The organism is Geodermatophilus sp. SYSU D01186 (genome assembly GCF_054050215.1).
The window spans coordinates 90,238-112,103 of record NZ_JBJGYW010000010.1 but is presented as its reverse complement, the minus strand read 5'-3'; the positions used below and the strand labels follow the sequence as shown (position 1 = coordinate 112,103).

The following is a 21,866-nucleotide window of genomic DNA, read 5'->3' as shown; positions in this document are numbered from 1 at the left end:
CCGGCGGGAGGCGCCGGTCAGGTCCGGTCGCCCTTGCCCGAGGCGCGGGCGCCGGCGGGGGCGTCCGCGCCCGGCGCGCCCAGGTGCCGCTCGAAGAACGGGGGGATGACCAGGTCGCCGGGCTCCAGCTCGTCGACGGAGGTGTGGCCGAGCCCGATCAGGGCCGAGCCGAGCCCGTCGCGCAGCAGGTCCAGGACGTTCTCCACGCCGGCCTGGCCGTTGGCGGCCAGCCCCCACAGGTAGGCGCGGCCGATCATCACCGCCCGGGCGCCCAGGGCGAGGGCCTTGGCGACGTCGGTGCCGCGGCGGATGCCGCCGTCCATGAGGACCTCGACCTGGTCGCCCACGGCCTCGGCGATCGCGGGCAGGGCGCGGATGGCCGCCGGGGTGCCGTCGAGGTTGTTGCCGCCGTGGTTGGACACCGAGATCGCGGTGACGCCGGCGTCCACCGCGCGCTCGGCGTCGTCGACCCGCATGACGCCCTTGAGCATGAAGTGCCCGCCCCACTGCTCGCGCAGCCAGGCGACGTCGTCCCACGAGGGCATCGGTGACTGGGTCCACTCGCCGTAGGCGCCGAAGAAGGTCGGCGCCGGCGCGCCGGGCTCGGCGACCATGTTGGGCACGGTGAGGTCCGGGACCTTCCCGGTCCGGGCGAAGTCGAGCAGCCACCGGGGCTTGAGCAGGACCTGCGGCGCGTACCGGCGGGCGGCCTCGAGGTCGATCTTCTCGGGGATGAACGGGCTGCCCCAGTCGCGGCCGTAGGCGAACGACCAGTCCAGCGTGGCGATGAGGCCGACCGCGCCGGCCCGGCGGGCGCGCTCCATGCGGGCGGCCATCGCGTCGCGGTCGCCGACCCAGTACATCTGGAAGAACGTCTGCGGGTTGGCCGCGACGACCTCCTCGACCGGCTTGCTGGCGAAGGAGGACAGGCCCATCGCCACGCCCCGGGCGGCCGCGGCCCGTGCGACGGCGACCTCGCCGTCGGGGTGCACGGCCTGCACGCCGGTCGGGCTGATCACCACCGGCATCGACACCGGCTGACCCATGACCGACGTCGCCAGCCGGCGGTCGTTGCTCAGGCCCGCCACGTGCGGCGCGAACCCCAGCTCGCCGAAGGCCGCGGTGTTGTCCTCGACGGTCAGCCCCCGGTCGGAGCCGGCCACCAGGGCGCCGTAGACGCCCTTCGGCAACCGCCGCTCCGCCCGCCGCTGGGCCTCCGCCACCGACTCGAACCAGGCGTTCGCCATCGCCGCACCCTCCCGTCGTCGCGTGCCGTGCCCGACCACCCTCGCCCGCCGACGGCGGGCGCGCAGCGCGGACCGGGGTCGGCCACCGGCTACCGGACCGGGGCCGCGGCGCCGCCGGCCGGCCGCCGGAGCAGCACGGCCCGCAGCCGGTCGCCGTCCTCGACGTACCACTGGCGGGTGCGCTCGGCCCGCTGCAGCCCGCCGCCGGAGAGGTACTCGGCGAAGCCGGCGTGGCCGCCGGCGGCCGCGGTGCCGGCGATGTCGTAGCACCAGTCGTGGTTGAGCCGGACGGCGGTGACCAGCCGGTCCCGGTCGGCGTCGGTCAGGCCGTAGCGGTCCACGAAGCGCCGGAGGCGGAACAGCCCGCGCCCGCGCCGCAGGTCGTCGACGTACCGGTCCGGTCCAGCGGCGCCCACAGGCGGACGGCGCAGGCGACGTCCCAGACCCGCGAGCCGGGGCTGGCCAGGTCGAAGTCGATGAGCGCGACCGCCCGCCCGCCGCGGAACACGACGTTGTCCAGGTTGACGTCGTTGTGGCTGACCAGCTCGCCGGCGAACGGGTCGGGCGGCGACGCGGGCCACGCGTACGGCGACGGGTCGAAGCTGCCCACCGCCCGGTGGTAGTCGCGCAGCAGCGCGGCCACGCTGTCCAGCGCCTCGTCGGTGAGCGCCCACGGCGGGTACGGCGGGGTGACCGCGGTGCCGGGCACGAACGAGAGCACCTCGCGGCCCAGGTCGTCCAGGCCCAGGAACCGGGGCGCGCCGGCGAACCCGACGTCGGCGAGGTGGCGCAGCAGGGCGTGGGTGGCCGGGCTGGTCGGGCGCAGCGGACGCCGGACGGTGTCCCCGACCCGCACGACCTCGCCGCGGTTGGCCGTGCCGCCCACCAGGGCGACCTCGGTGTCCCTGTTCTCGGGCACCGGACCTCCAGGTCCTCGTGCCCGCGCCGGCCCGGGCCCCTCAGGTCTCCTCGAGCACGGCCCGCGCGAGCGCCGTGTGGGTCACGATGCCCCCGACGAGGCCGCTGCGGAGGGCGGCGCGCACGGCCGGCGCCTTTCGCACGCCGTAGGGGACGACGACGACCTCGGGGATCGCCCGCATCTCCTCGGCGCTGATCGCGATCATCCGGTCGGCCAGCTCCGTCGGGACGGGCTCGCCCTCGGCGGAGACGAAGACGCCGGAGATGTCGGCGCAGACCCCCAGCTCGCGCAACGCCCGCCGGTCGGCGTCCGAGGCCGAGTCGTGGATGGTCGACTGGCCCGGCTCCCACAGCCCTACGCCGGCGACGGCCTTGGTGACCGACGGCAGCTGGCCGAAGGCGCGGGCGACCTCGGGCTGCTGGCGCAGGGCGCGCGCGGTGGCGGCGTCGGGCACCGTGAGCGGCGCGTAGAAGCAGTGCGCCACCCCGCCCGAGGCGGCGGCCACGTCGCGGACGACGTCGACGGAGGTGTCCGGCCCGTCGGGGAGGGAGAGCGCCCCGGTGAGCTGGACGACCGGCGTGCCCGGCAGCGGGGGGAGGGCCCGCGCCATCGCGCTGACCGACCGCGCCCAGGCCAGGCCGAGCACGTCCTGCGCCGTCACCACCTCGGCGAGCAGCTGCGCGGCGGCGCGGCCGACGTGGTCGCGCAGGGTGGGCGGGTCGTCGTCCGGCGTGTCGACGACGACCGAGTGCTGCAGCCCGTACCGGTCCCGCAGCCGCGCCGACAGGTCGACGTCGATCTCGCCGTCGTGCCGGATCTCGATGCGCACCAGGCCGCTGGCCCGCGCGGCGTCGAGCAGCCGCGCGACCTTGAACCGGCTGAGCCCGAACTCGCCGGCGATCTCCACCTTCGACCGGCCGTCGAGGTAGTAGCGGCGCGCGACGGACGCGGTGAGGACCACCTGGGCGGGGCCGGTGTCCTGCGGGGGCATGCGGGGCCCTTCTGCTCAGCCGAGCGGATCGGTCGCTCCCATTGCACCGCATCTTGACGCCGACCGGCGTCCTGACGAGACTTCCGTCACACAGATGAGGGATGAGCCGCTCAGATGAGCAGCGCTGTCCCGGTGCCTGTCCGGGGAGAGACCATGTCTGCACCCGTCCACCGAGGTCGCCGGTCCCGCCGGGCCGGGCACCGACCCCGTCTGGCACTCGCCTCGGCCACCGCCCTGGCCCTGGGGGTCAGCGGGTGCGCCGGCTGGGGCGGGGGTCCCGGCGGGGGTGGGGAGGACAGCATCAACGTGCTGATGGTCAACAACCCGCAGATGGTCGACCTGCAGCAGCTCACCGCGGAGCACTTCACCGCCGAGACCGGCATCTCGGTGAACTACACGGTGCTGCCGGAGAACGACGTCCGGGACAAGATCAGCCAGGAGTTCTCCAGCCAGGCCGGCCAGTACGACGTCGCCACACTGAGCAACTTCGAGATCCCGATCTACGCGCGCAGCGGGTGGGTGGCGCCGCTGGACGACTACATCGCGGCCGATGCCGAGTTCGACCAGGCCGACGTCCTCGGCCCGATGACCCAGTCCCTCTCCGGGGACGACGGCCGGGTCTACGGCGAGCCGTTCTACGGCGAGTCCTCGTTCCTCATGTACCGCACCGACGTCCTGGAGGCGGCCGGCCTCACGATGCCGGAGAAGCCGACCTGGCAGGAGGTCGCCGACATCGCCGCGGCCGTCGACGGCACGCAGCCGGGCATGGCCGGCATCTGCCTGCGCGGGCAGCCCGGCTGGGGCCAGATCTTCGCGCCGCTGACCACGGCGGTGAACACCTTCGGCGGCACCTGGTTCACCGAGGACTGGGAGGCGCAGGTCAACAGCCCGGAGTTCGTCGAGGCCACCCAGTTCTACGTCGACCTCGTCCGCGAGCACGGGGAGGTCGGTGCACCCCAGGCCGGCTTCACCGAGTGCCTCAACAACCTGATCCAGGGCAACGTCGCCATGTGGTACGACGCCACCTCGGCCGCCGGGTCGCTCGAGGCCGAGGGCTCCCCGGTCAAGGGCAGGATCGGCTACGTCGCCGCGCCGGTGGTGGAGACCCAGAGCTCGGGGTGGCTGTACGCCTGGGCGTGGAGCATCCAGCAGGCGAGCACCAAGAAGGACAACGCGTGGGAGTTCATCTCCTGGGCGTCCAGCCGGGAGTACGAGGAGCTGGTCGGTCAGGAGCTCGGCTGGTCGCGGGTCCCGGCGGGAAAGCGGGCGTCGACCTACGAGAACCCCGACTACCTCGCGGAGGCCGGCGCCTTCGCCCAGCCGACGGTCGAGGCGATCCGGTCGGCCGACCCGTTGAACCCCGGCGTGCAGCCTCGCCCGGCGCCCGGCATCCAGTTCGTCGGCATCCCGGAGTTCCCCGACCTGGGCACGCGGGTGTCCCAGGACGTCAGCTCGGCGATCGCCGGCCGGATGACCGTGCAGGAGGCCCTCGACCGGGGGCAGCAGCTGGCCGAGGACGTCGCCGAGCGCTACCAGGAGCGGGAGTCGTCGGGATGACCACCACCACCTCGTCGTGCGGCGCGCGGCCCGCGCTGCCCGAACCCCCACCCGACCGGGAGCGGCCATGAGCACCACCCTGGAACGCAGCCGCGAGGACGTCCGGCCGCCCGGCCCCCCGTCCGGCGGAGCACTGCGCCGGTCGGCCGACTGGGCGCGGCGGGCGCCGCTGCTGCCGGCGCTGGTCTTCATGATCATCGTGACCCAGCTGCCGTTCGTGGCCACGCTGGTCATCTCGTTCATGGACTGGAACGCCTACTACCCGGACGAGCGCGGGTTCACCGGCTTCAGCAACTACGTCGACGTCGTCACCGACGTCGCCACGCGCGACGCGATCATCGTGACCATCCAGCTCACCGTGGTGGTCGTGCTGGTCAGCCTGCTGCTCGGCATGGGCATCGCGCTGCTGCTGGACCGCAAGTTCCTGGGGCGCGGCGCGGTGCGCACGATGATGATCACGCCGTTCCTCGTCGTCCCGGTCGCCGCGGCCCTGCTGTGGAAGCACGCGCTGTTCAACCCCGAGTACGGCCTGCTCAACGGCACCCTGACCTGGCTCTGGGGGCTGTTCGGCTCGGACGACGCGCCGCAGCCGGACTGGATCACGATGGCGCCGCTGGCGTCGATCGAGATCGCCCTCATCTGGCAGTGGACGCCGTTCATGATGCTGATCCTGCTGGCGGGCCTGCAGAGCCGGCCGCTGGACGTGATCGAGGCGGCCCGGATCGACGGCGCCAGCAGCTGGCAGATCTTCCGCTACATGACCTTCCCGCACCTGCGCCGCTACCTGGAGCTGGGTGCGCTGCTCGGGGCGATCTACATCGTGCAGACCTTCGACGCAGTCTTCGTCATCACCTCGGGTGGCCTGGGCACCGCGAACCTGCCCTACACGATCTACCAGACCTTCTACACCGCCCACGACTACGGCCTGGCGTCGGCGGCAGGCGTCATCACCGTGATCGGCACGATCGTCATCGCCACCCTGGCGCTGCGGACGGTGTCGACGCTGTTCCAGGAGGAGAACGTGCGATGAGCTCGGTCACCGACGTCGCCCCGGTCCCCGCCACCCGCACGCCCGAGGGGGCGCCCCGCCGGCCGCGCAAGCCGCGGGGCGGGCTGGTCCTCGGCCTGGTGGCCTGGGTGGTCGGGCTCCTCTTCGTGACCCCCGTGCTGTGGATGGTGCTCACGTCGTTCCACAGCGAGGAGGCCGCCGCCACCAACCCACCCTCGGTCTTCGCACCGCTGACCCTGGAGGGCTACCGGACGTTCTTCGGCGTCGGCACCGGGACCAACCCCTGGCCGGCACTGCTGAACTCGCTGACCGCCAGCATCGTCTCCACGATCCTGGTGCTGCTGCTGGCGATCCCGGCGGCGTACGCGCTGTCGATCCGGCCGGTGCGCAAGTGGACCGACGTCATGTTCTTCTTCCTGTCCACCCGCATGCTGCCGGTGGTGGCCGGGATCCTGCCGATCTACCTGTTCGCCCAGTGGAGCGGGCTGCTCGACAACATCTGGCTGCTCATCGTGCTCTACACCTCGATGAACCTGCCGATCGCGGTCTGGATGATGCGCTCGTTCCTCGCCGAGGTCCCGGTGGAGATCCTCGAGGCGGCCGCGATGGACGGCGCCGGGCTGCTGCGGACGCTGCGCCAGGTCGTGGCGCCCATCGTCCTGCCGGGGATCGCGGCGACCTCGCTGATCTGCTTCATCTTCAGCTGGAACGAGCTGCTGCTGGCCCGGACCCTCACCGGGACCCGGGCCCTGACCGCGCCGGTGTACCTGACCGGGTTCGTGACCAGCCAGGGCCTGTTCCTCGCCCAGATGTGCGCGGCGGCCTTCGTGGTGTCCCTGCCGGTGCTCGTCGCCGGGTTCGCCGCCCAGGACAAGCTGGTGCAGGGCCTGTCGCTCGGCGCCGTGAAGTGAGGGCAGCCGTCCGCCCGCAGGTGGCCGTCGTCCACCCCCAGACCTGACTCGAGCGAGGAGAACCCGATGGCCTCCGTCACCTACGACAAGGCGAGCCGGATCTACCCGGGCTCGGACAAGCCCGCGGTCGACTCCCTCGACCTGCAGATCGCCGACGGCGAGTTCCTCGTCCTGGTCGGGCCCTCCGGCTGCGGCAAGTCCACGAGCCTCCGGATGCTCGCCGGCCTGGAGGACGTCGACCGCGGGAGCATCCGCATCGGGGACCGGGACGTCACGAACCTGAAGTCCAAGGACCGGGACATCGCGATGGTGTTCCAGAGCTACGCCCTGTACCCGCACATGACGGTGGGCGACAACATGGGCTTCGCCCTGAAGATCGCAGGCAGGAGCCGGGAGGAGATCGCGACCCGGGTCCGGGAGGCGGCCAGGATCCTCGACCTGGAGCAGTTCCTGGACCGCAAGCCCAAGGCGCTCTCCGGTGGCCAGCGCCAGCGCGTCGCCATGGGCCGGGCCATCGTCCGCCAGCCGCAGGTGTTCTGCATGGACGAGCCGCTGTCCAACCTCGACGCCAAGCTGCGGGTGCAGACCCGCACCCAGATCGCCGCGCTGCAGCGCCGCCTGGGGACGACGACGGTCTACGTCACCCACGACCAGGTCGAGGCGATGACGATGGGCGACCGCGTGGCGGTGCTCCGGGCGGGCGTCCTGGAGCAGTGCGACACGCCCCTGCGGCTCTACCAGGAGCCGGCCAACGTCTTCGTCGCCGGGTTCATCGGCTCCCCGGGCATGAACATCGCCGAGTTCCGCATCGAGGACGGCCACGCGGTGCTCGGGCGGGCGCGCCTGCCGCTGAGCACCGCGGCCCTGAGCGCGCTGTCCGCGGAGGGGGCCGACCGCGTCGTCGTCGGCTTCCGGCCCGAGGCCCTCGACCTCGTCTCGGCGCAGGACGCCGGCGCCTTCCCCGTGGACGTCGGGGTGGTCGAGGAACTCGGCTCCGACGCGTTCCTGCACGGGACGCTGCCGGAGCTGCGCGAGGACTCGGGCCCGCTGGGCGACAGCATCGTCGCGCGGGTCGACCCGGCCCGGCCGCCGGCGAAGGGTGAGCAGGTGCACCTGCGCATCCAGCCGGGCAAGGAGCACGTGTTCTCGCCGTCGACCGGACGGCGGCTGCCCACCTGACCCCCGAGGAGACCGTCATGGCGCCGCTCGACGCCTCGTCGCTGCCGTCGCTCGCGGGCACGGTGTCGGTGCCGACCTACGACCGGTCCCGGCTGCGGGCCGGCATCGTGCACCTGGGCGTCGGCGCGTTCCACCGGTCCCACCAGGCGATGTACCTCGACCGCCTGCTGGAGCGCGGCGAGGCGGAGGAGTGGGCCATCTGCGGCGTCGGCGTGCTGCCGTCGGACCGTCGCATGGCCGAGGTGATGGCGGCCCAGGACGGGCTGTACACGCTGGTCGTCAAGCACCCCGACGGCAGCCTCGAGGCCCGGGTGGTGGGGTCGATCGTCGAGTACCTGCTGGCCCCCGACGACCCCGACGCGGTGGTCGAGAAGATGGCCGCCGAGACCACGCGGATCGTCTCCCTGACCGTCACCGAGGGCGGCTACAACGTCGACCCGGTGACGGGGGAGTTCGACGCTTCCGACCCCGGCGTCGTGCACGACCTGCGGCCCGGGGCGGCTCCGGCGACGTCCTTCGGCCTGGTGGTGGAGGCGCTGGTCCGCCGGCGCGACCGTGGGCTGCCCCCGTTCACCGTGGTCTCCTGCGACAACATCCAGCACAACGGCGACGTCGCCCGCCGCAGCTTCGCCGCCTACGCCGCGCTGCGGGACCCGGACCTCGGCACGTGGGTCGACCGCGAGGTGCCGTTCCCCAACTCGATGGTCGACCGGATCACCCCCGCGACCACCGACGACGACCGCGCCGAGGTCGCCCGGCGCTTCGGCGTCGAGGACGGCTGGCCGGTGGTCTGTGAGCCGTTCACCCAGTGGGTCGTCGAGGACCGCTTCGGCCTCGGCCGCCCGCCCCTGGAGGACGCCGGGGTGCAGGTCGTCGAGGACGTCGACCCGTACGAGCGGATGAAGCTGCGGCTGCTCAACGCCGGCCACCAGGGGCTGGCCTACCTCGGGCGTCTCGCCGGCTACCGGCTGGTGCACGACGCGGCGCAGGACCCGCTGTTCCGGCGGTTCCTGCTCGGCTACATGGAGGAGGAGGCGACGCCGACCCTCCTGCCGGTCCCCGGGATCGACCTCGACGAGTACCGGCACAGCCTGATCGAGCGCTTCTCCAACCCGCACATCCGGGACACGCTGGCGCGGCTGGCCTTCGACGGCTCCGAGCGGCTGCCGAAGTGGCTGCTGCCCGTGGTGCGCGACAACCTCGCCGCCGGCGGGGAGGTGCGCCGGTCGGCCGCGATCGTCGCCGGCTGGGCGCGGTACTCCGAGGGCGTGGACGAGGACGGGCAGCCGATCGAGATCGCCGACCGCCGGCGGGACACCCTCGCCGCCTCCGCCCGCCGCCAGCGGCAGGACCCGCTGGCCTTCGTCGCCGACCGCGAGCTGTTCGGGGACCTGGTCGACGACGAGCGGTTCGCCTCGGCCTACCTCGCGGCGCTGACCTCGCTGCACGAGCGGGGGGCCCGGGCCACCCTCGACGCTCTGGTGGCCGAGCTGGCCGGCACCTGACCCTCCGGTCAGCCGCCGGGGGTGGTGCCCGGCTCCCGGTGCAGGCCCAGGCCCGCGATCCACAGGTCCAGCAGGACGTCGAGCACCACCTGCCGGTCGGTCTGCCAGTACCCGATCACCCAGTCGGTGACGAAGTCGGTCAGCTGGATGATCAGCAGGCTCAGCCGCAGCCGCGCCTCCTCGCGGTGGTCCTCGCCCCACCGCGCCAGGTAGCCGGACATCGCGTCCGCGCACCGGCCCAGGAACTGCGGGGTGAGCGCGGCGAGCTCCGGCTCGAGCCCGACGGCCTGGCGGTTGACGACGACGTCGTCGCGGTGCCGCTCGTAGAAGCCCAGGGCGTCGTCGAGCCAGGCCCGCAGCTGCTCGCGGGTGGGGACGCCGAGGGCGTCGAGGCGCTGGTAGTACTCGATGGTCTCGGGCATCAGCCGGCGCTCGGCGAGCGCCGCGGCGGCCTGCCACTTGCCGTCGAAGTGCAGGTAGAAGGTCGCGCGGCTGGCGCCGGCCCGCGAGGCGATCTGCTCGATCGTGGTGGCGGCGTAGCCCCGCTCCACGAACAGCTCCTCGGCCGCCTGCAGGAGCACCTCGAAGGTCGAGGCCTTCTGCGCCTCGCGGATGCTCGGGCGCGCCCTCACCTGCGCTGCGGGGGCCTCCTCGGACACCGGCTGAGTGTAGGGACGGAACGACGCCGTCCGCTCCGCCGTCCGGGCCCCGGGCGCGGCGGCTCCCCGGGGCCCGCCGGCGGGGCTCACCCCAGGCTGGCCCGGACGGCGTCGATGAGGGCGGCGGTCCGCGGCTCGCCGACCAGGGAGGCGCCCAGCTGGTTCTGCGCGTAGCCGAAGCCCACCCGGTGCTCGACGTCGGCGAAGCCCAGGGCCCCGCCGGCCCCCTGGTGGCCGAAGGAGGCGGGACCCAGCAGCGGCAGCCCGGCGTGGTCGAGCATGAAGCCGGTGCCGAACCGGCTCGGGCTCATCAGGACCCGGTCGGCGCCGAAGACCTGCTCGGCGCGGGCGGCCTCGACGGTGGCCTCGGACAGCAGGCGGACGCCGTCCACCGGTGCGACGGTCGCCGCGTACATGCGGGCCAGCGAGCGGGCGTTGGTCACGCCGTTGGCGGCCGGCTGCTGCATGCGCAGGGCACGCGGGTCGTTCCACGTCTCGGCGTGCGGGGTGGGCAGCGCGCCGTTGGTCGACAGCACCCGGGCGAACAGCGACGTGGGGTCCGTCATCGCCCCCACGATCTGCAGGACCGCGGCCTTGACCTGGGGGTCCTCGATGGCGTCGAGCGCCCCGGGGTCGGGGACGCCGTCGATCAGGGGTGCGTGGTCGACGTCGGTGCCCTCGGGGACGCCGATCCAGAGGTCCAGCTCGAGCGGCGCGGCGATCCGCTCGGCGAACTCCTCGCCGAGGGACCGGCCGGTGACCCGGGCGACCAGCTCGCCGAGCAGCCACCCGAAGGTGAGGGCGTGGTAGCCGTGCGCGGTGCCCGGCTCCCACAGCGGCTCCTGCGCGGCGAGCGCGGCGGCGGCCGGGCGGCCGGCGAACAGCTCCTCCCGGGTCAGCGGCGCGGTGGGCACCGGCAGGCCCGCCTGGTGGGTGAGCAGCATGCGCACCGGGACGCCGGCCTTGCCGCCCGCGGCGAACTCCGGCCAGTAGGTGGCGCCACCGGGGCGTCGAGGTCGAGCACGCCGGCCTCGGCGAGGGCGTGCACCAGGATCGCCGTCGCCCCCTTGGTCGCGGAGTAGACCGTCGTGGTGGTGTCCGGGCCCCACGCGCGGCCGGTGACCGGGTCGGCGACCCCGCCCCACAGGTCCACGACGGGGCTGCCGTCGACGTAGACCGCCACCGAGGCGCCGACGTCCCCGCGGACCCGGAAGTTGTCCTCGAAGGCCTCCCGCACGCCATCGAACCCGGGAGCGACGTGCCCCTCGACCGACACCTCTGCGGCCATGACCTCTCCTCGGTCTGCGCTGACGACGTCCGCCGGCAGGCCCGGCCGACCCCTTCCCACGGGTGTGAGCCGCGCCACAGTAGGGCGGCTCCGACGGTCGGGTCAACGAGTCGCTGGACCGCAGTCCAGTCAGTTGACGGCGGACCGGGGGCGCTGTCACTGTGACCCACCTCACTGCCGGGCCGGGCAGTGGTCACCCCCTCTGTCCCGATCGCCAGGAGGCACGGACATGCGCTGTGGGATCACGCTCTTCATCCAGGGCTACCAGGACTGGGACCGCTTCGAGGCGGTCGAGGCCGGGGAGCCGGTGCCCCCGCTGGACCCCGCGGAGGACGCTCGACGCTACGACGAGGAGATCGAGTCGGCGCTCAAGATCGAGGACCTCGGCTTCGACTCGCTGTGGACCGTCGAGCACCACGTCAGCCCGTACACGATGATCACCAACCCGATCCAGCTGCTGACCTACTTCGCCGGCGCCACCAGCCGGATCGACGTCGGCACGATGATCGTCGTGCTGCCCTGGCACCACCCGCTGCGCGTCGCCGAGGACATGACGATGCTCCAGTACGTCCTGCGCGGGCGGACGCCGTTCATCGGGGTCGGCCGCGGCGCCGGCCGGCGCGAGTTCCGGCAGCTGGGCTTCGACATGAACGAGTCCAAGGAGCGCTTCGCCGAGAGCATCCAGGTCATCCAGAAGGCGCTCACCGAGGAGCGGTTCAGGTTCGCCGGGGAGCACTACCGGTTCGAGGACGTGTCGATGCGGCCCCGCCCGCGCGACCCGCAGCAGCTGCTGGACGCGATGCACTTCTCGTGGGGGTCGCCGGCCTCGGCGCCCATCGGGGCCCGCTTCGGCCTGAAGCCGCTGATCATCCCGCAGAAGCCGTGGGCGGACTACCACGCCGACCTCACCGAGTTCAGCCGCGCCCGCGCAGAGTGCGGGCTGCCGCCGGTGCGGCCGCGGATCCACATGAACGTCTTCTGCGCCGAGACCGAGGCCGAGGCGGAGGCGGGTGCCCGCCAGTTCGTGCCGCAGTACGCTGACAGCGCCGTCCGGAACTACGAGCTGTTCAGCAACCACTTCGCCACGACGAAGGGCTACGAGCACTACGCGCAGATGGCGAACGCCGTGCCGTCGAAGGAGGTCGCCACCGCCGGCATGGCGCAGACCTACCTCGACAACCACGTCTGGGGCACGCCCGAGCAGTGCATCGCCAAGCTGCGGGCGATCGCCGAGGAGTTCCACCCCGAGGAGTTCATGCTGGTCATGCGCTTCGGCAACATGCCCCAGGACGTCGCCGAGAGGAGCACCGCCCTCTTCGCCCGCGAGGTGCTGCCGGCCGTGCACGAGTTCCCGACGATGGAGCCGATCGGCTACGAGCTGGAGGCCGCCGCCGTCTGACCGCCGGCCGGGGCCGGCCCGGGGTGCGCGTCCAGCCGTCTCCCAGGCGCCCCCAGCCGGCCCCCGGCCGGGCGGACGACCCTCCCTCCGGGAACCGGCCGGACGACGGGGGACAGATGGCGCACCACCAGCAGGACGACCCGGCGACGCGGTACCAGGGCCGCCTCCTGCCCCGACCCCGCGAGGAGGTCGTCGACCAGGGGCTCGGCTCCGACGTCGGCACCCTGCTCACCCGCCGCCGGCTGCTGGGCTCTCGCGCACCGTGCCGTCGCGCGGCCGGGCTGGGACCGTGGAGGCGTGCCCGCCGTGACCGCCCTGCCCGAGGCCGTGCGGTCCCGGTTCCGCGCCCGCGTGTCCGGCGACCCGGCCGGGGTGCCCGACTGGGTCCGCGACATCGGCACCGTGGGCAGCGGGCCGGGATGGTTCGAGCCGGACGGCGTCGTGTGGTGGGTGCACGGCGACCTGTCCACCCTCGTCGGCGGGATCGCCGCGCTCCTCGGCCAGGCCGCCCACCCGCTCGCGCTGGCCGGCGTGCAACGGCACTCCGCCTACCTGGCCGACCCCTGGGCGCGGCTGGCCGGCACGGCACGCTGGCTGGTGGTGACGACGTTCGGGTCGGCGGAGCTCGCCGAGCGGGAGGCCGCCCGGGTGCGCCGCATGCACACCGTCGTCCGCGGCACCGACGCCGCGGGCCGGCCCTACTCCGCCGGCGACCCGGACCTGCTGCGCTGGGTGCACCTCGCGTTCACCGACGCCTTCCTCGCCGCGCAGCAGGCCGTCGGCCGCCCGGCGCCGGCGCGCTTCGGGCGCCGCTGGCCGGACACCTACGTGGCCGAGTGGGCCCGCAGCGCCCGTGCCCTCGGCGCCGACGACCTGCCGGCGACCGCGGCCGAGCTGGCCGAGGCGCTGGCCTCCTACCGGCCGGTGCTCGAGCCGGTGCCGGGCGAGCTGCGCTCCTTCCTCACCGCCCCGCCCGGCCTCGGCGCAGGGGAGCAGGTGTTCTACCAGGGCCTCGCCGGGGCCGCCGGGCTGCTCGTGTCGCCGGTGGTCGCCGCGGCGGCCGGGGTGCCCGGCCGGGGCCGCGGCGTCGTCCGGCTGCCGGTGACGCGGGCGCAGCTGCGGGCGCTGCAGGTGGTGCTGGGGCCGCGCAGCCCCTCGGAGGAGGCAGCGCGCCGGCGGCTGCGGCTCGGCCCCGAGCCGACGTGGACCGGCCGGCGGCCGTGAGGGACCATCGGGCGCGGGTGCCGGAGGAGCGGGAGGGCGGTATGGCCACGGTCAGTCTCTCGGCCGGCGACTTCGCCGAGACGGTGGGGGCCGGCGGCATCGTCCTCGTCGACTTCCGGGCGTCCTGGTACGGCCCGAGCCGCGGGTTCGCGCCGGTGTTCGAGGCGGCCGCCGAGCGCCATCCGGACCTCCTCTTCGCCACCGTCGACGCGGAGGCCGAGCGCGGCCTGGCGGCGGCCGTCGGGGTCCGGGCGGTGCCGACGCTGATGGTGTTCCGCGACGGGGTCCCGGTCTTCGCCGAGCCCGGCGCGCTGCCGGCCGACTCGGTGGAGCTGCTCATCGCCACGATCCGGGAGCTGGACATGGCCGCGGTGCGGGAGCAGTTCCCGCACCGGTGACCGCCCGGCGTCAGCGCGCCCGCGCCCGGCTGCTCGACGGCGAGGCGGTCCGGGAGGTCGTCGTCACCGTTCCCTGACGGCACCGCGGCCGGGCCCCGGTGTCGGGACCCGGCCGCTGCGGGCGGGGGATCAGTGCAGTGGTGCCGGTGCCGGCTCGTCGTCGGCGGCACGCTGGCCGTCGGCGTCCGCCGGCTCCTCCGGCCGGTCCGCGGGTACGTGCCGTCGGGCCAGCTCGGGGTCCTCCACCGCCTCGCCGCGGGCGACCATCCCGGCGACGTCGGACAGCGGGATCTCCTTGAGCAGCAGCGCCAGCACCAGCGCGATGGCGAAGGCCGGCAGCAGGTACCCGAACACCGGGGCCAGGGCGTCGGCGTAGGAGTCGACGATGGCCGTGCGCAGCGGGTCCCCGGCCGCCTGCACCGCGGCCGGCACCAGGCTCTCCGGCGAGGTGATGCCCGCCGCGACCGCCTGCTCGCCGTTGGCCTGCAGCGCGCCGGTGAGGTTCTCGGTGAGCCGGCTGGTGAAGATCGTCCCGAAGATCGCCACGCCGAGGGTGGCGCCGACCTCGCGGAAGTAGTTGTTGGTGGCGGTGGCCGCGCCGAGGTCCGCCGGCGGGACGGCGTTCTGCGCCACCAGCACGACGATCTGCATGATCAGCCCGAGGCCCAGGCCGATGACGAACAGCATCGTGCAGATCGTCACCAGCGACGTCTCCCCCGACAGCGTGGTCATCCAGGCCATCGCGGCGGCCACGACGAGCACCCCGATGATCGGGAAGGCCTTGTACCGCCCGGTCTTCGTGGTCGCGATGCCCGAGCCGATGACGGTGATGAACAGGCCGCCCATCATCGGCAGCAGCAGCAGGCCGGAGTTGGCCGCCGAGGTCCCCGAGGCCATCTGCAGGAACGTCGGCATGAACGCGATCGCCGAGAACATGCCCAGGCCCACGGCGGCGCCGAGCGCGGTGGTGACGACGAAGGTGCGGTTGCGGAACAGGCTCAGCGGGATGATCGGCTGCGCCGCCCGCTGCTCCACCAGGACGAAGGCCAGCGCCGAGACGACGAACGCGGCCATGAGGGCCAGCGTGGCGCCGTCGGTCCAGCCGCGGTCGCCGCCGAAGTCGGTGAAGAAGATCAGCGACGTGGTGGTCGCCGACAGGGTCACGACGCCGGCATAGTCCACCGGCTCGGTGTTGCGCCGGCGCGGCAGGGTGAGGGCGAACCAGCCGATGAGCAGGGCGGCGACGCCGACCGGCACGTTGATCCAGAAGCACCACTGCCAGCCCAGGCTCGCGTGGTCGGTGAAGTAGCCGCCCACCAGCGGGCCGGCGACGGCGGAGAGCCCGAAGACGGCGCCCAGCGGGCCCATGTACTTGCCGCGCTCCCGGGCGGGCACGACGTCGGCGATGATCGCCTGCGACAGGATCATCATGCCGCCGCCGCCGAGGCCCTGGACGCCGCGCCAGATGACGAACCAGGTGAAGTCCGGCGACAGGGCGGCGCCGACGCTGGCGACGGTGAACAGGCCGATCGCGACCAGGAACAGGGTGCGCCGGCCCCACAGGTCGCCGAACTTGCCGTAGATCGGCATGACGATCGTGCTGGCCAGCAGGTAGGCCGTGGTCACCCAGGCCATGTGGGAGACGCCGCCGAGGTCGCCGACGATCGTCGGCATCGCCGTCGAGATGATCGTCTGGTCCAGGCTCGACACGAGCATGCCCGCGATGAGCGCGGAGAAGATGAGGTTGATCCGGCGTCGGGTCAGGACGATCGGCGCCGGATCGGTGGTGGCGGTGGTCAACGTGCTCCCTGGACGGGTCGTGGCGCCGAGGTCGTCGGCGCCGGGCTGAGGGTGGCGAGGAACGCGGTCCGCGTCGCCTCGAGGTAGGGGGAGAGGGGTGTGCCGTCGTCGGCCTCGAACCAGGCGCGGCAGGCCGACCGCACCAGCGCCTGGGCGGTGGCGGCGAGCGCGGTGCAGCCGGTGTCGGGGCCGGGCAGGCCGAGGCGCTGTGCGAGCAGGCCGGCGATCTCCTGCTCGTGCGAAGCGGCCCGGGCCAGGTGGACGGCGAGCAGGCGGGGCTCGCGCTCGGCCAGCGCCATCGCCGTCTGCAGGCCGGTGCGGCCGACCTCGGTGAACAGCGGGGTCGGGTCGAGCAGGCCGAGCAGGTCGGCCAGGAGGTCGCCGGTGGGGCCGCCGGCGAGGAAGGCCGCCCGGGTCTCCGGGGTGCCGACGGGGGGCTCCTCGCCGATGACGGCGAGTTCCTTCGACTCGAAGTAGTTGAAGAAGGTGCGCAGGGAGACCCCCGCGCGGCTGCAGATCTGCTCGACCGTGACGCCGTCGAGCCCGGCGGCCAGGACGAGTTCCTGGGCCGCCTCGGTGAGCCGCCGCCGGGTGTCGGACTTCTTGCGCTCCCGGAGCCCGCTTTCTTGCACGCCGTGCATCGTTGCACGGTGTGCACTCATTTCCCAGGACGTGTGGCGGAGCGCCCGGGCGGGTCGCACCCGGGGGCCGGCCCGCCGCACCCGGCGGCGGGCCGGACGCCGTCAGGCCCGGGCGAGCACCTCGAGCGCGGCCTCGGCGCAGGCGGTGTCCTCCTCCGGGGTCGCGCCGCTCACGCCGACACCGCCGACGACCTCGCCGTCCCGGAGCACCGGGAGGCCGCCACCGAGGGTCGTGGGGCGGAAGCCGAGCTGGGCACCGGCCACGACCAGCACCTCCGGGCGGCGTTCCTCCACGTCGCGGAGCTCCCCGGAGGGACGGCGGAACGCCGTGGCCGTGGCCGCCTTGGTGCGCGCGATGCCCGCGGTGAACCCGGGGGCGCCGTCCGCGCGGGAGACGACGACCTCCATCCCGGCACCGTCGACCACCGCGACGCTCACCCGCACGCCCAGCCCCTCCGCGTGGGCGAGGGCGGCGTCCACCGCCGCGCGTGCCTGCTCGTTCCCGATGCCGTGGCTCATGCCCGTTCCTCCCGGTCGTCGTCGGGCCGCGGGAGCTCGCGACCCCCGGCACACCGTGCCAACGGGGAGCGGAACGGGCGAAGCCGGGTCAGGCGAGTGGGAGGGCGGGTCAGCGGGGGAGGGTGATCCGGTACTGGGCCATCTTCCGGTACAGCGTGGCCCGGCCGATGCCCAGCTCCTCGGCGGCGCGGGTGATCGTCGTCCCCGGTTCGGTGAGGCAGCGGACGATCTCGTCGCGCTCGAGGCGCTCCAGCCGGCTGAGCGGGCGGCCGCCGCCGTCGAGCACCTCCGGCGGCAGGTGGTGGACGTCGACGAGGTCGGCGCGGGCCGCCGCGTCGCGGACCGCGCGCCGCAGCTGGCGCACGTTGCCCGGCCAGGCGCAGGTGGTCAGGGCGCGCGCGGCGCGGGGGGTGAAGGCGACCGGGCGGTGCCGCTCCTGCCGGGCGAACCAGGCGGCCAGCGGCAGCACGTCGTCGGTGCGGTGCCGCAGCGCGGGCGCCTCGACGACGGTGTCGACGAGGGTGGCCAGGCGGCCGGGCACCGCGGTGAAGTCGGGTGCGGTGAGCACGAACGGCTGGGGCCGGCCGCTGCGGCGCACCGCGGCGAGGGTCTGCGCCAGCTCGTCGGCGGCCCAGGCGGGCAGGTGCGCCAGGCCGGAGACGATGACGAGGGTGTCGGGGTCGCGCAGCTCCGGTGTCCACAGCTCCAGCCAGGGCGCGACGTCCCCGCCCTCGGGCGCCCGCGCGTGCAGCACCCGCTGGCGGGGGGCGACCCGGCGGCGGGCCGCGGCGGCCAGCGTCGCCTTGCCGCTGCCCGGTTCCCCGACGACCGCGGTCACCCGGTCCGCCGCCGCGGCGGCGCCGGCCACCGCGGCGCGCCACCCGGCCGACACGCACGGGTCGCCCGCCTCCGCCGCGAGGTGCCCGCCGACGACGTGGAAGACCTCGCCCCGCGGGGCCGGTCGGACCGTGCGACCGCCGGCGCGGACCAGCATCAGCGCGCTCGTGGCGCTGGCCGCGGCCTGGGCCAGGCCGAGCAGCAGCTCCGAGGACGAGTCCGACCAGGTGGTGAGGTTGATGCTGCCCGCGAGGTCGCCGCTCACCGGGTCGACGACGGGCACCGCGGCGCAGGTGAACCCGCGCAGCTCGGCGCACCAGTGGTCGGCGGCCCGGACCAGCGACGGTGCGCGGTCGGCGAGGGACAGGCCCAGCCCGTTGGTGCCGGCGTTGCGCTCGGCGTAGGAGAAGCCCGGCGCCAGGTGGACCCGGTCGAGGGAGCGGAGGATGCCGGCGTCGCGGCACAGCCGGGCCAGCACCAGGCCCTCGGCGTCGGCGACCATGAGGCTGACCGGCTCGTTCGGGATCGCCGCCTGCAGGTCGGTGAGCACCCGGTGCGCGCACTCGTACAGCAGCGACCCGGTGTCCAGGGAGCCGGTGAAGACGGGGACGACCTCGTCGGGGGTGACGCCGTAGTCCTGGCTGCGGCGCCACGAGGCCCGCAGCCGGGGCGGCGCCGGCCGGGCGGCCAGCGCGGGGTCGGTGAGGGGGTCGGGGGTGGCCCGGGGCACGTCCACGGGACACCTCCTGGGCGGGGCGGGCCGGGTGGCTGTGGCCCGCGCCACACGAATGTAACCCCGCAGGACGCCGTCCAGGGGGCGTTCCAAAGTGAGACAACGAGCGGCTTCTGCCGCCGTCCGGCCCTGCCTAGCGTCTGCTCCACGAGCGTGACAGGCGTCACAGGAGAGCCGACGGAGGCCGCACATGTACACCAAGGACGGCGAGAAGTACTACGTGGTGGACGCCCACATCGCGCTGTGGGACGCCCGCCCGGAGAACCAGCGCAACGTCCACGGCAAGCAGTTCATCGACTGCTTCTACGACTACCACCGCAACCTCAGCCCGGAGTCGGAGGTCTGGGGGTACGAGGAGTACCTGTACCAGGGCGGCGAGCGGCTGATGCGCGACGTGTTCGTCGACGGGATCGTCGACCACGCGATCTTCCAGCCGGCCCGGCTGGCGGAGTTCTACCACCGGGGCTTCGGCCAGACCGACGAGGCGTTCGCGCTGGCCCAGGCCCACCCGGACAAGCTGACCTACAACCACTACTGGGACCCCCGCGACGGGGAGAACGGCCTGGACCGGCTGCGCGCCGACGCCGAGCGGTTCGGCCTCAAGGGCGTGAAGCTCTACACCGCCGACTGGCACGGCGAGTCCCGCGGCTGGAAGCTCACCGACCCCATGGCCTACCGGTACTTCGAGGTCTGCCGCGAGCTGGGCATCACGAACATCCACATCCACAAGGGCCCGACCATCCGCCCGCTGGACCGGGACGCCTTCGACGTCGCCGACGTCGACCACGTGGCCAGCGACTTCACCGACCTGACCTTCGTCGTCGAGCACTGCGGGCTGCCCCGGCTGGAGGACTTCTGCTGGATCGCCACCCAGGAGCCCAACGTGCACGCGGGCCTGGCCGTGGCGATGCCGTTCATCCACACCCGGCCGCGCTACTTCGCGCAGATCATCGGCGAGCTCGTCTACTGGATCGGCGAGGACCGCATCCTCTTCTCCAGCGACTACGCCCTCTGGACGCCGAAGTGGCTGGTCGAGCGGTTCGTGGACTTCCAGATCCCGGAGGACATGACCGAGTACGCGCCGCTCTCCACCACCGTGAAGAAGAAGGTGCTCGGCCTCAACGCCGCGCGGCTCTACGACCTCCCCGTTCCGGAGGAGTGCCGGCTGCCCGAGGCCGCCGAGACCGAGACCGGCCCGCGCGAGCCGGGGGCCGCCGACCTGGCGATGGCCGGGGGGAGCAGCCGGTGACCCAGGTCCTCACCGGGGAGGTCACCGAGGCCGCCGTCCGCGCCGCGCTGGACGCCGTCGTCGACCCCGAGCTGGACGAGCCGATCACCGACCTCGGCTTCGTCCGCTCGGTGGCCGTGGACGGCGCGACCGTCGAGGTGCACCTGCGCCTGCCGACGTCGTTCTGCGCGCCCAACTTCGCCTGGCTGATGGCCTCCGACGCCCGCGAGGCGGTGGCCGCCGTCCGGGGGGTCGGGCGGGTCGTGGTGGCCCTCGACGACCACTCCGACTCCGACCTGATCAACCGCGGGCTCGCCGCGGGCACGGACTACCGGGCCACCTTCGCCCACGAGGCGGAGGAGTCCCTCGACGAGCTGCGGGCCACCTTCACCCGCAAGGCGCACACCGCGGCGATGGAGCGGGCGCTGACCGCGCTGCTGCGCGCCGACCGGTCGCTGACCGAGGCCGACGTCGCCGGCCTGACCCTCGCCGACCTGCCGGCCGGTGCCCCCACCACCGTGGCGCTGCTGCGGCGGCGGGCGGCGCTGGGGCTGTCCACCGACCCCGGCGCGCCGGTGCTGGTCGGCGACGACGGGAGCCGCCCGAGCCCCGAGCAGGCCCCGCTGGTCCTGCGCCGGGCCCGGTCGGTGCGGATCTCCGTCGACGGCAACGCGCACTTCTGCCGCGGGCTGCTCGCCACCCGCTACCCGGGGGCGGAGGCCGACCAGGTGCCCCGCCCCGAGGACCGTCCCCTGATCCCGCTCACCGTCTCGAAGGGAACGCACCCGTGAAGGCCGTCCGTGTGCACGAGTACCACTCCGACCCGAGGATCGACGACATCCCCGAACCGCAGATCCAGGGTCCGCTCGACGTCATCGTCAAGATCGGCGGCGCCGGGGTGTGCCGGACCGACCTGCACATCCTCGAGGGGCAGTGGGCCGAGCTGCAGAACCCGGAGCTGCCCTACGTGATCGGGCACGAGAACGCCGGGTGGGTGCACGCGGTGGGGGAGGGTGTCACCAACGTCGCCGTCGGTGACACCGTGATCCTGCACCCCCAGCCCAGCTGCGGCCTGTGCGCGGCCTGTCGCGCCGGCCACGACATGCAGTGTGCGAACGCCTTCTTCCCCGGGCTGTCGAACGACGACGGCGGCATGGCCGAGTACCTGCGCACCACCGCCCGGGCCTGCGTGAAGCTCGACCCGTCCACCAACCCGGCCGACGTCGCCGCACTCGCCGACGCCGGCATCACCGCCTACCACGCGGTGCGCAAGGCCCTGCCGCTGCTGCACCCGGGCACGACGACGGTCGTGCAGGGCGCGGGCGGCCTCGGCCACATCGGCGTCCAGTGCCTGGCCGCGCTGTCGGGCACCCGGATCATCGTCGTCGACCGCAACCCCGACGCCCTGGAGCTCGCCCGGCAGATCGGCGCGGACGAGACCGTGCTCGCCGACGGCGACCAGGTGCAGGCGGTCCAGGACCTGACCGGCGGGGGCGCGAACGTCGTCCTCGACTTCGTCGCCGAGCAGGGCGCGGAGATGGACGGCTGGCACATGACCGGCCCGGCCGGCTCGTACTACGTCATCGGCTACGGCGGCGAGCTGCGCATCCCGACGCTGGACTTCGTCGCCGGCGAGAAGAACATCGTCGGCAACATCGTCGGCACGTACACCGACCTGGCCGAGCTGATGGTGCTCGCGCAGGCCGGGAAGGTCACCCTGCACACCCAGCAGTACCCGCTCGACCGGGCCGTGGACGCGCTGCGCGACCTCGACGCCGGGAAGGTCCGGGGGCGCGCGATCCTCGTCCCCTGACGAATGGCC

The 21,866-nt window shown here is 74.0% G+C and carries 22 protein-coding genes; 11 read left to right on the top strand and 11 right to left on the bottom strand.

What is annotated here, in order from left to right:
• Positions 1-17: 17 nt before the first annotated feature.
• From mftD to ACI784_RS09975, 4 genes are all read right to left on the bottom strand, one after another.
• Positions 18-1,247 (bottom strand): pre-mycofactocin synthase MftD, encoded by a 1,230-nt coding sequence (gene mftD / locus ACI784_RS09990; protein ID WP_456923622.1) that lies wholly within the window; start codon positions 1,245-1,247, stop codon positions 18-20.
• Positions 1,248-1,336: 89 nt separating this feature from the next.
• Positions 1,337-1,588, bottom strand: a complete 252-nt coding sequence (locus ACI784_RS09985; protein WP_457013349.1) for a hypothetical protein — start codon at positions 1,586-1,588, stop codon at positions 1,337-1,339.
• Complete coding sequence (locus tag ACI784_RS09980; RefSeq protein ID WP_457013348.1) at positions 1,570-2,166, bottom strand: aminoglycoside phosphotransferase family protein; 597 nt, start codon at positions 2,164-2,166, stop codon at positions 1,570-1,572. Before ACI784_RS09980 ends, ACI784_RS09985 begins: the two co-directional genes overlap by 19 nt.
• Positions 2,167-2,206: 40 nt before the next feature.
• A complete protein-coding gene (locus tag ACI784_RS09975) occupies positions 2,207-3,157 on the bottom strand; it encodes a sugar-binding transcriptional regulator (protein ID WP_457013347.1) in 951 nt (316 codons plus the stop codon).
• Positions 3,158-3,310: 153 nt separating this feature from the next.
• Between ACI784_RS09975 and ACI784_RS09970 the strand changes: the two genes are divergently transcribed.
• The 5 genes from ACI784_RS09970 (at position 3,311) to ACI784_RS09950 (ending at position 9,318) form a co-directional block, all read left to right on the top strand.
• Complete coding sequence (locus ACI784_RS09970) at positions 3,311-4,714, top strand: ABC transporter substrate-binding protein (protein ID WP_457013346.1); 1,404 nt, start codon at positions 3,311-3,313, stop codon at positions 4,712-4,714.
• A 67-nt stretch (positions 4,715-4,781) separates the two neighbouring features.
• Positions 4,782-5,744: a carbohydrate ABC transporter permease gene (locus ACI784_RS09965; RefSeq protein ID WP_456923618.1), complete on the top strand. Its 963-nt coding sequence runs from the start codon at positions 4,782-4,784 to the stop codon at positions 5,742-5,744.
• Positions 5,741-6,634 carry a carbohydrate ABC transporter permease gene (locus ACI784_RS09960; RefSeq protein ID WP_457013345.1) on the top strand — a complete coding sequence of 298 codons (894 nt, stop codon included), beginning with the start codon at positions 5,741-5,743 and terminating at the stop codon, positions 6,632-6,634. Before ACI784_RS09965 ends, ACI784_RS09960 begins: the two co-directional genes overlap by 4 nt.
• A 66-nt stretch (positions 6,635-6,700) precedes the next feature.
• Positions 6,701-7,813, top strand: coding sequence for an ABC transporter ATP-binding protein (locus ACI784_RS09955; RefSeq protein WP_457013344.1), 1,113 nt, complete (start codon positions 6,701-6,703; stop codon positions 7,811-7,813).
• A 17-nt stretch (positions 7,814-7,830) separates the two neighbouring features.
• Complete coding sequence (locus tag ACI784_RS09950; protein WP_457013343.1) at positions 7,831-9,318, top strand: mannitol dehydrogenase family protein; 1,488 nt, start codon at positions 7,831-7,833, stop codon at positions 9,316-9,318.
• An 8-nt stretch (positions 9,319-9,326) separates the two neighbouring features.
• Here the strand turns inward: ACI784_RS09950 and ACI784_RS09945 are convergent, their stop codons facing one another.
• The 3 genes from ACI784_RS09945 to ACI784_RS09935 all read right to left on the bottom strand — a co-directional run bounded on the left by ACI784_RS09945 (position 9,327) and on the right by ACI784_RS09935 (position 11,265).
• Positions 9,327-9,977, bottom strand: coding sequence for a TetR/AcrR family transcriptional regulator (locus ACI784_RS09945; protein ID WP_457013342.1), 651 nt, complete (start codon positions 9,975-9,977; stop codon positions 9,327-9,329).
• A gap of 86 nt (positions 9,978-10,063) precedes the next feature.
• Positions 10,064-10,921, bottom strand: coding sequence for a serine hydrolase domain-containing protein (locus ACI784_RS09940; protein ID WP_457013341.1), 858 nt, complete (start codon positions 10,919-10,921; stop codon positions 10,064-10,066).
• On the bottom strand, positions 10,873-11,265 hold the full coding sequence (locus ACI784_RS09935; protein ID WP_457013340.1) for a serine hydrolase: 393 nt from the start codon (positions 11,263-11,265) through the stop codon (positions 10,873-10,875). The genes ACI784_RS09940 and ACI784_RS09935 overlap by 49 nt, the downstream gene beginning before the upstream one ends.
• A 229-nt stretch (positions 11,266-11,494) precedes the next feature.
• Here ACI784_RS09935 and ACI784_RS09930 point away from each other — a divergent pair, with 229 nt between their 5' ends.
• The 3 genes from ACI784_RS09930 (at position 11,495) to ACI784_RS09920 (ending at position 14,286) form a co-directional block, all read left to right on the top strand.
• Positions 11,495-12,664, top strand: coding sequence for an LLM class flavin-dependent oxidoreductase (locus tag ACI784_RS09930; RefSeq protein ID WP_457013339.1), 1,170 nt, complete (start codon positions 11,495-11,497; stop codon positions 12,662-12,664).
• 297 nt (positions 12,665-12,961) lie between these two features.
• Complete coding sequence (locus ACI784_RS09925; protein ID WP_457013338.1) at positions 12,962-13,888, top strand: oxygenase MpaB family protein; 927 nt, start codon at positions 12,962-12,964, stop codon at positions 13,886-13,888.
• 41 nt (positions 13,889-13,929) lie between these two features.
• Entirely contained in the window at positions 13,930-14,286 is a 357-nt protein-coding gene (locus ACI784_RS09920; protein ID WP_456923610.1) for a thioredoxin family protein, read from the top strand.
• A gap of 129 nt (positions 14,287-14,415) precedes the next feature.
• On the opposite strand, the gene ACI784_RS09915 is transcribed toward ACI784_RS09920, so the two are convergent.
• From ACI784_RS09915 to ACI784_RS09900, 4 genes are all read right to left on the bottom strand, one after another.
• Positions 14,416-16,086, bottom strand: coding sequence for an MDR family MFS transporter (locus ACI784_RS09915; RefSeq protein ID WP_457013337.1), 1,671 nt, complete (start codon positions 16,084-16,086; stop codon positions 14,416-14,418).
• Positions 16,083-16,727 carry a TetR/AcrR family transcriptional regulator gene (locus ACI784_RS09910; protein WP_457013336.1) on the bottom strand — a complete coding sequence of 215 codons (645 nt, stop codon included), beginning with the start codon at positions 16,725-16,727 and terminating at the stop codon, positions 16,083-16,085. Before ACI784_RS09910 ends, ACI784_RS09915 begins: the two co-directional genes overlap by 4 nt.
• 102 nt (positions 16,728-16,829) lie before the next feature.
• Positions 16,830-17,246: a heme-binding protein gene (locus ACI784_RS09905; protein WP_456923607.1), complete on the bottom strand. Its 417-nt coding sequence runs from the start codon at positions 17,244-17,246 to the stop codon at positions 16,830-16,832.
• Between the two features lie 109 nt (positions 17,247-17,355).
• Positions 17,356-18,819, bottom strand: coding sequence for an AAA-type ATPase lid domain-containing protein (locus tag ACI784_RS09900; RefSeq protein ID WP_457013335.1), 1,464 nt, complete (start codon positions 18,817-18,819; stop codon positions 17,356-17,358).
• 187 nt (positions 18,820-19,006) lie between these two features.
• Between ACI784_RS09900 and ACI784_RS09895 the strand changes: the two genes are divergently transcribed.
• From ACI784_RS09895 to ACI784_RS09885, 3 genes are read left to right on the top strand one after another with little or no spacing between them, the layout of a single operon-like run.
• Positions 19,007-20,065 (top strand): amidohydrolase family protein, encoded by a 1,059-nt coding sequence (locus ACI784_RS09895; protein ID WP_456923605.1) that lies wholly within the window; start codon positions 19,007-19,009, stop codon positions 20,063-20,065.
• On the top strand, positions 20,062-20,835 hold the full coding sequence (locus ACI784_RS09890) for an iron-sulfur cluster assembly protein (RefSeq protein WP_456923604.1): 774 nt from the start codon (positions 20,062-20,064) through the stop codon (positions 20,833-20,835). Before ACI784_RS09895 ends, ACI784_RS09890 begins: the two co-directional genes overlap by 4 nt.
• Complete coding sequence (locus ACI784_RS09885) at positions 20,832-21,857, top strand: NAD(P)-dependent alcohol dehydrogenase (RefSeq protein ID WP_456923603.1); 1,026 nt, start codon at positions 20,832-20,834, stop codon at positions 21,855-21,857. Before ACI784_RS09890 ends, ACI784_RS09885 begins: the two co-directional genes overlap by 4 nt.
• Positions 21,858-21,866: the final 9 nt, after the last annotated feature.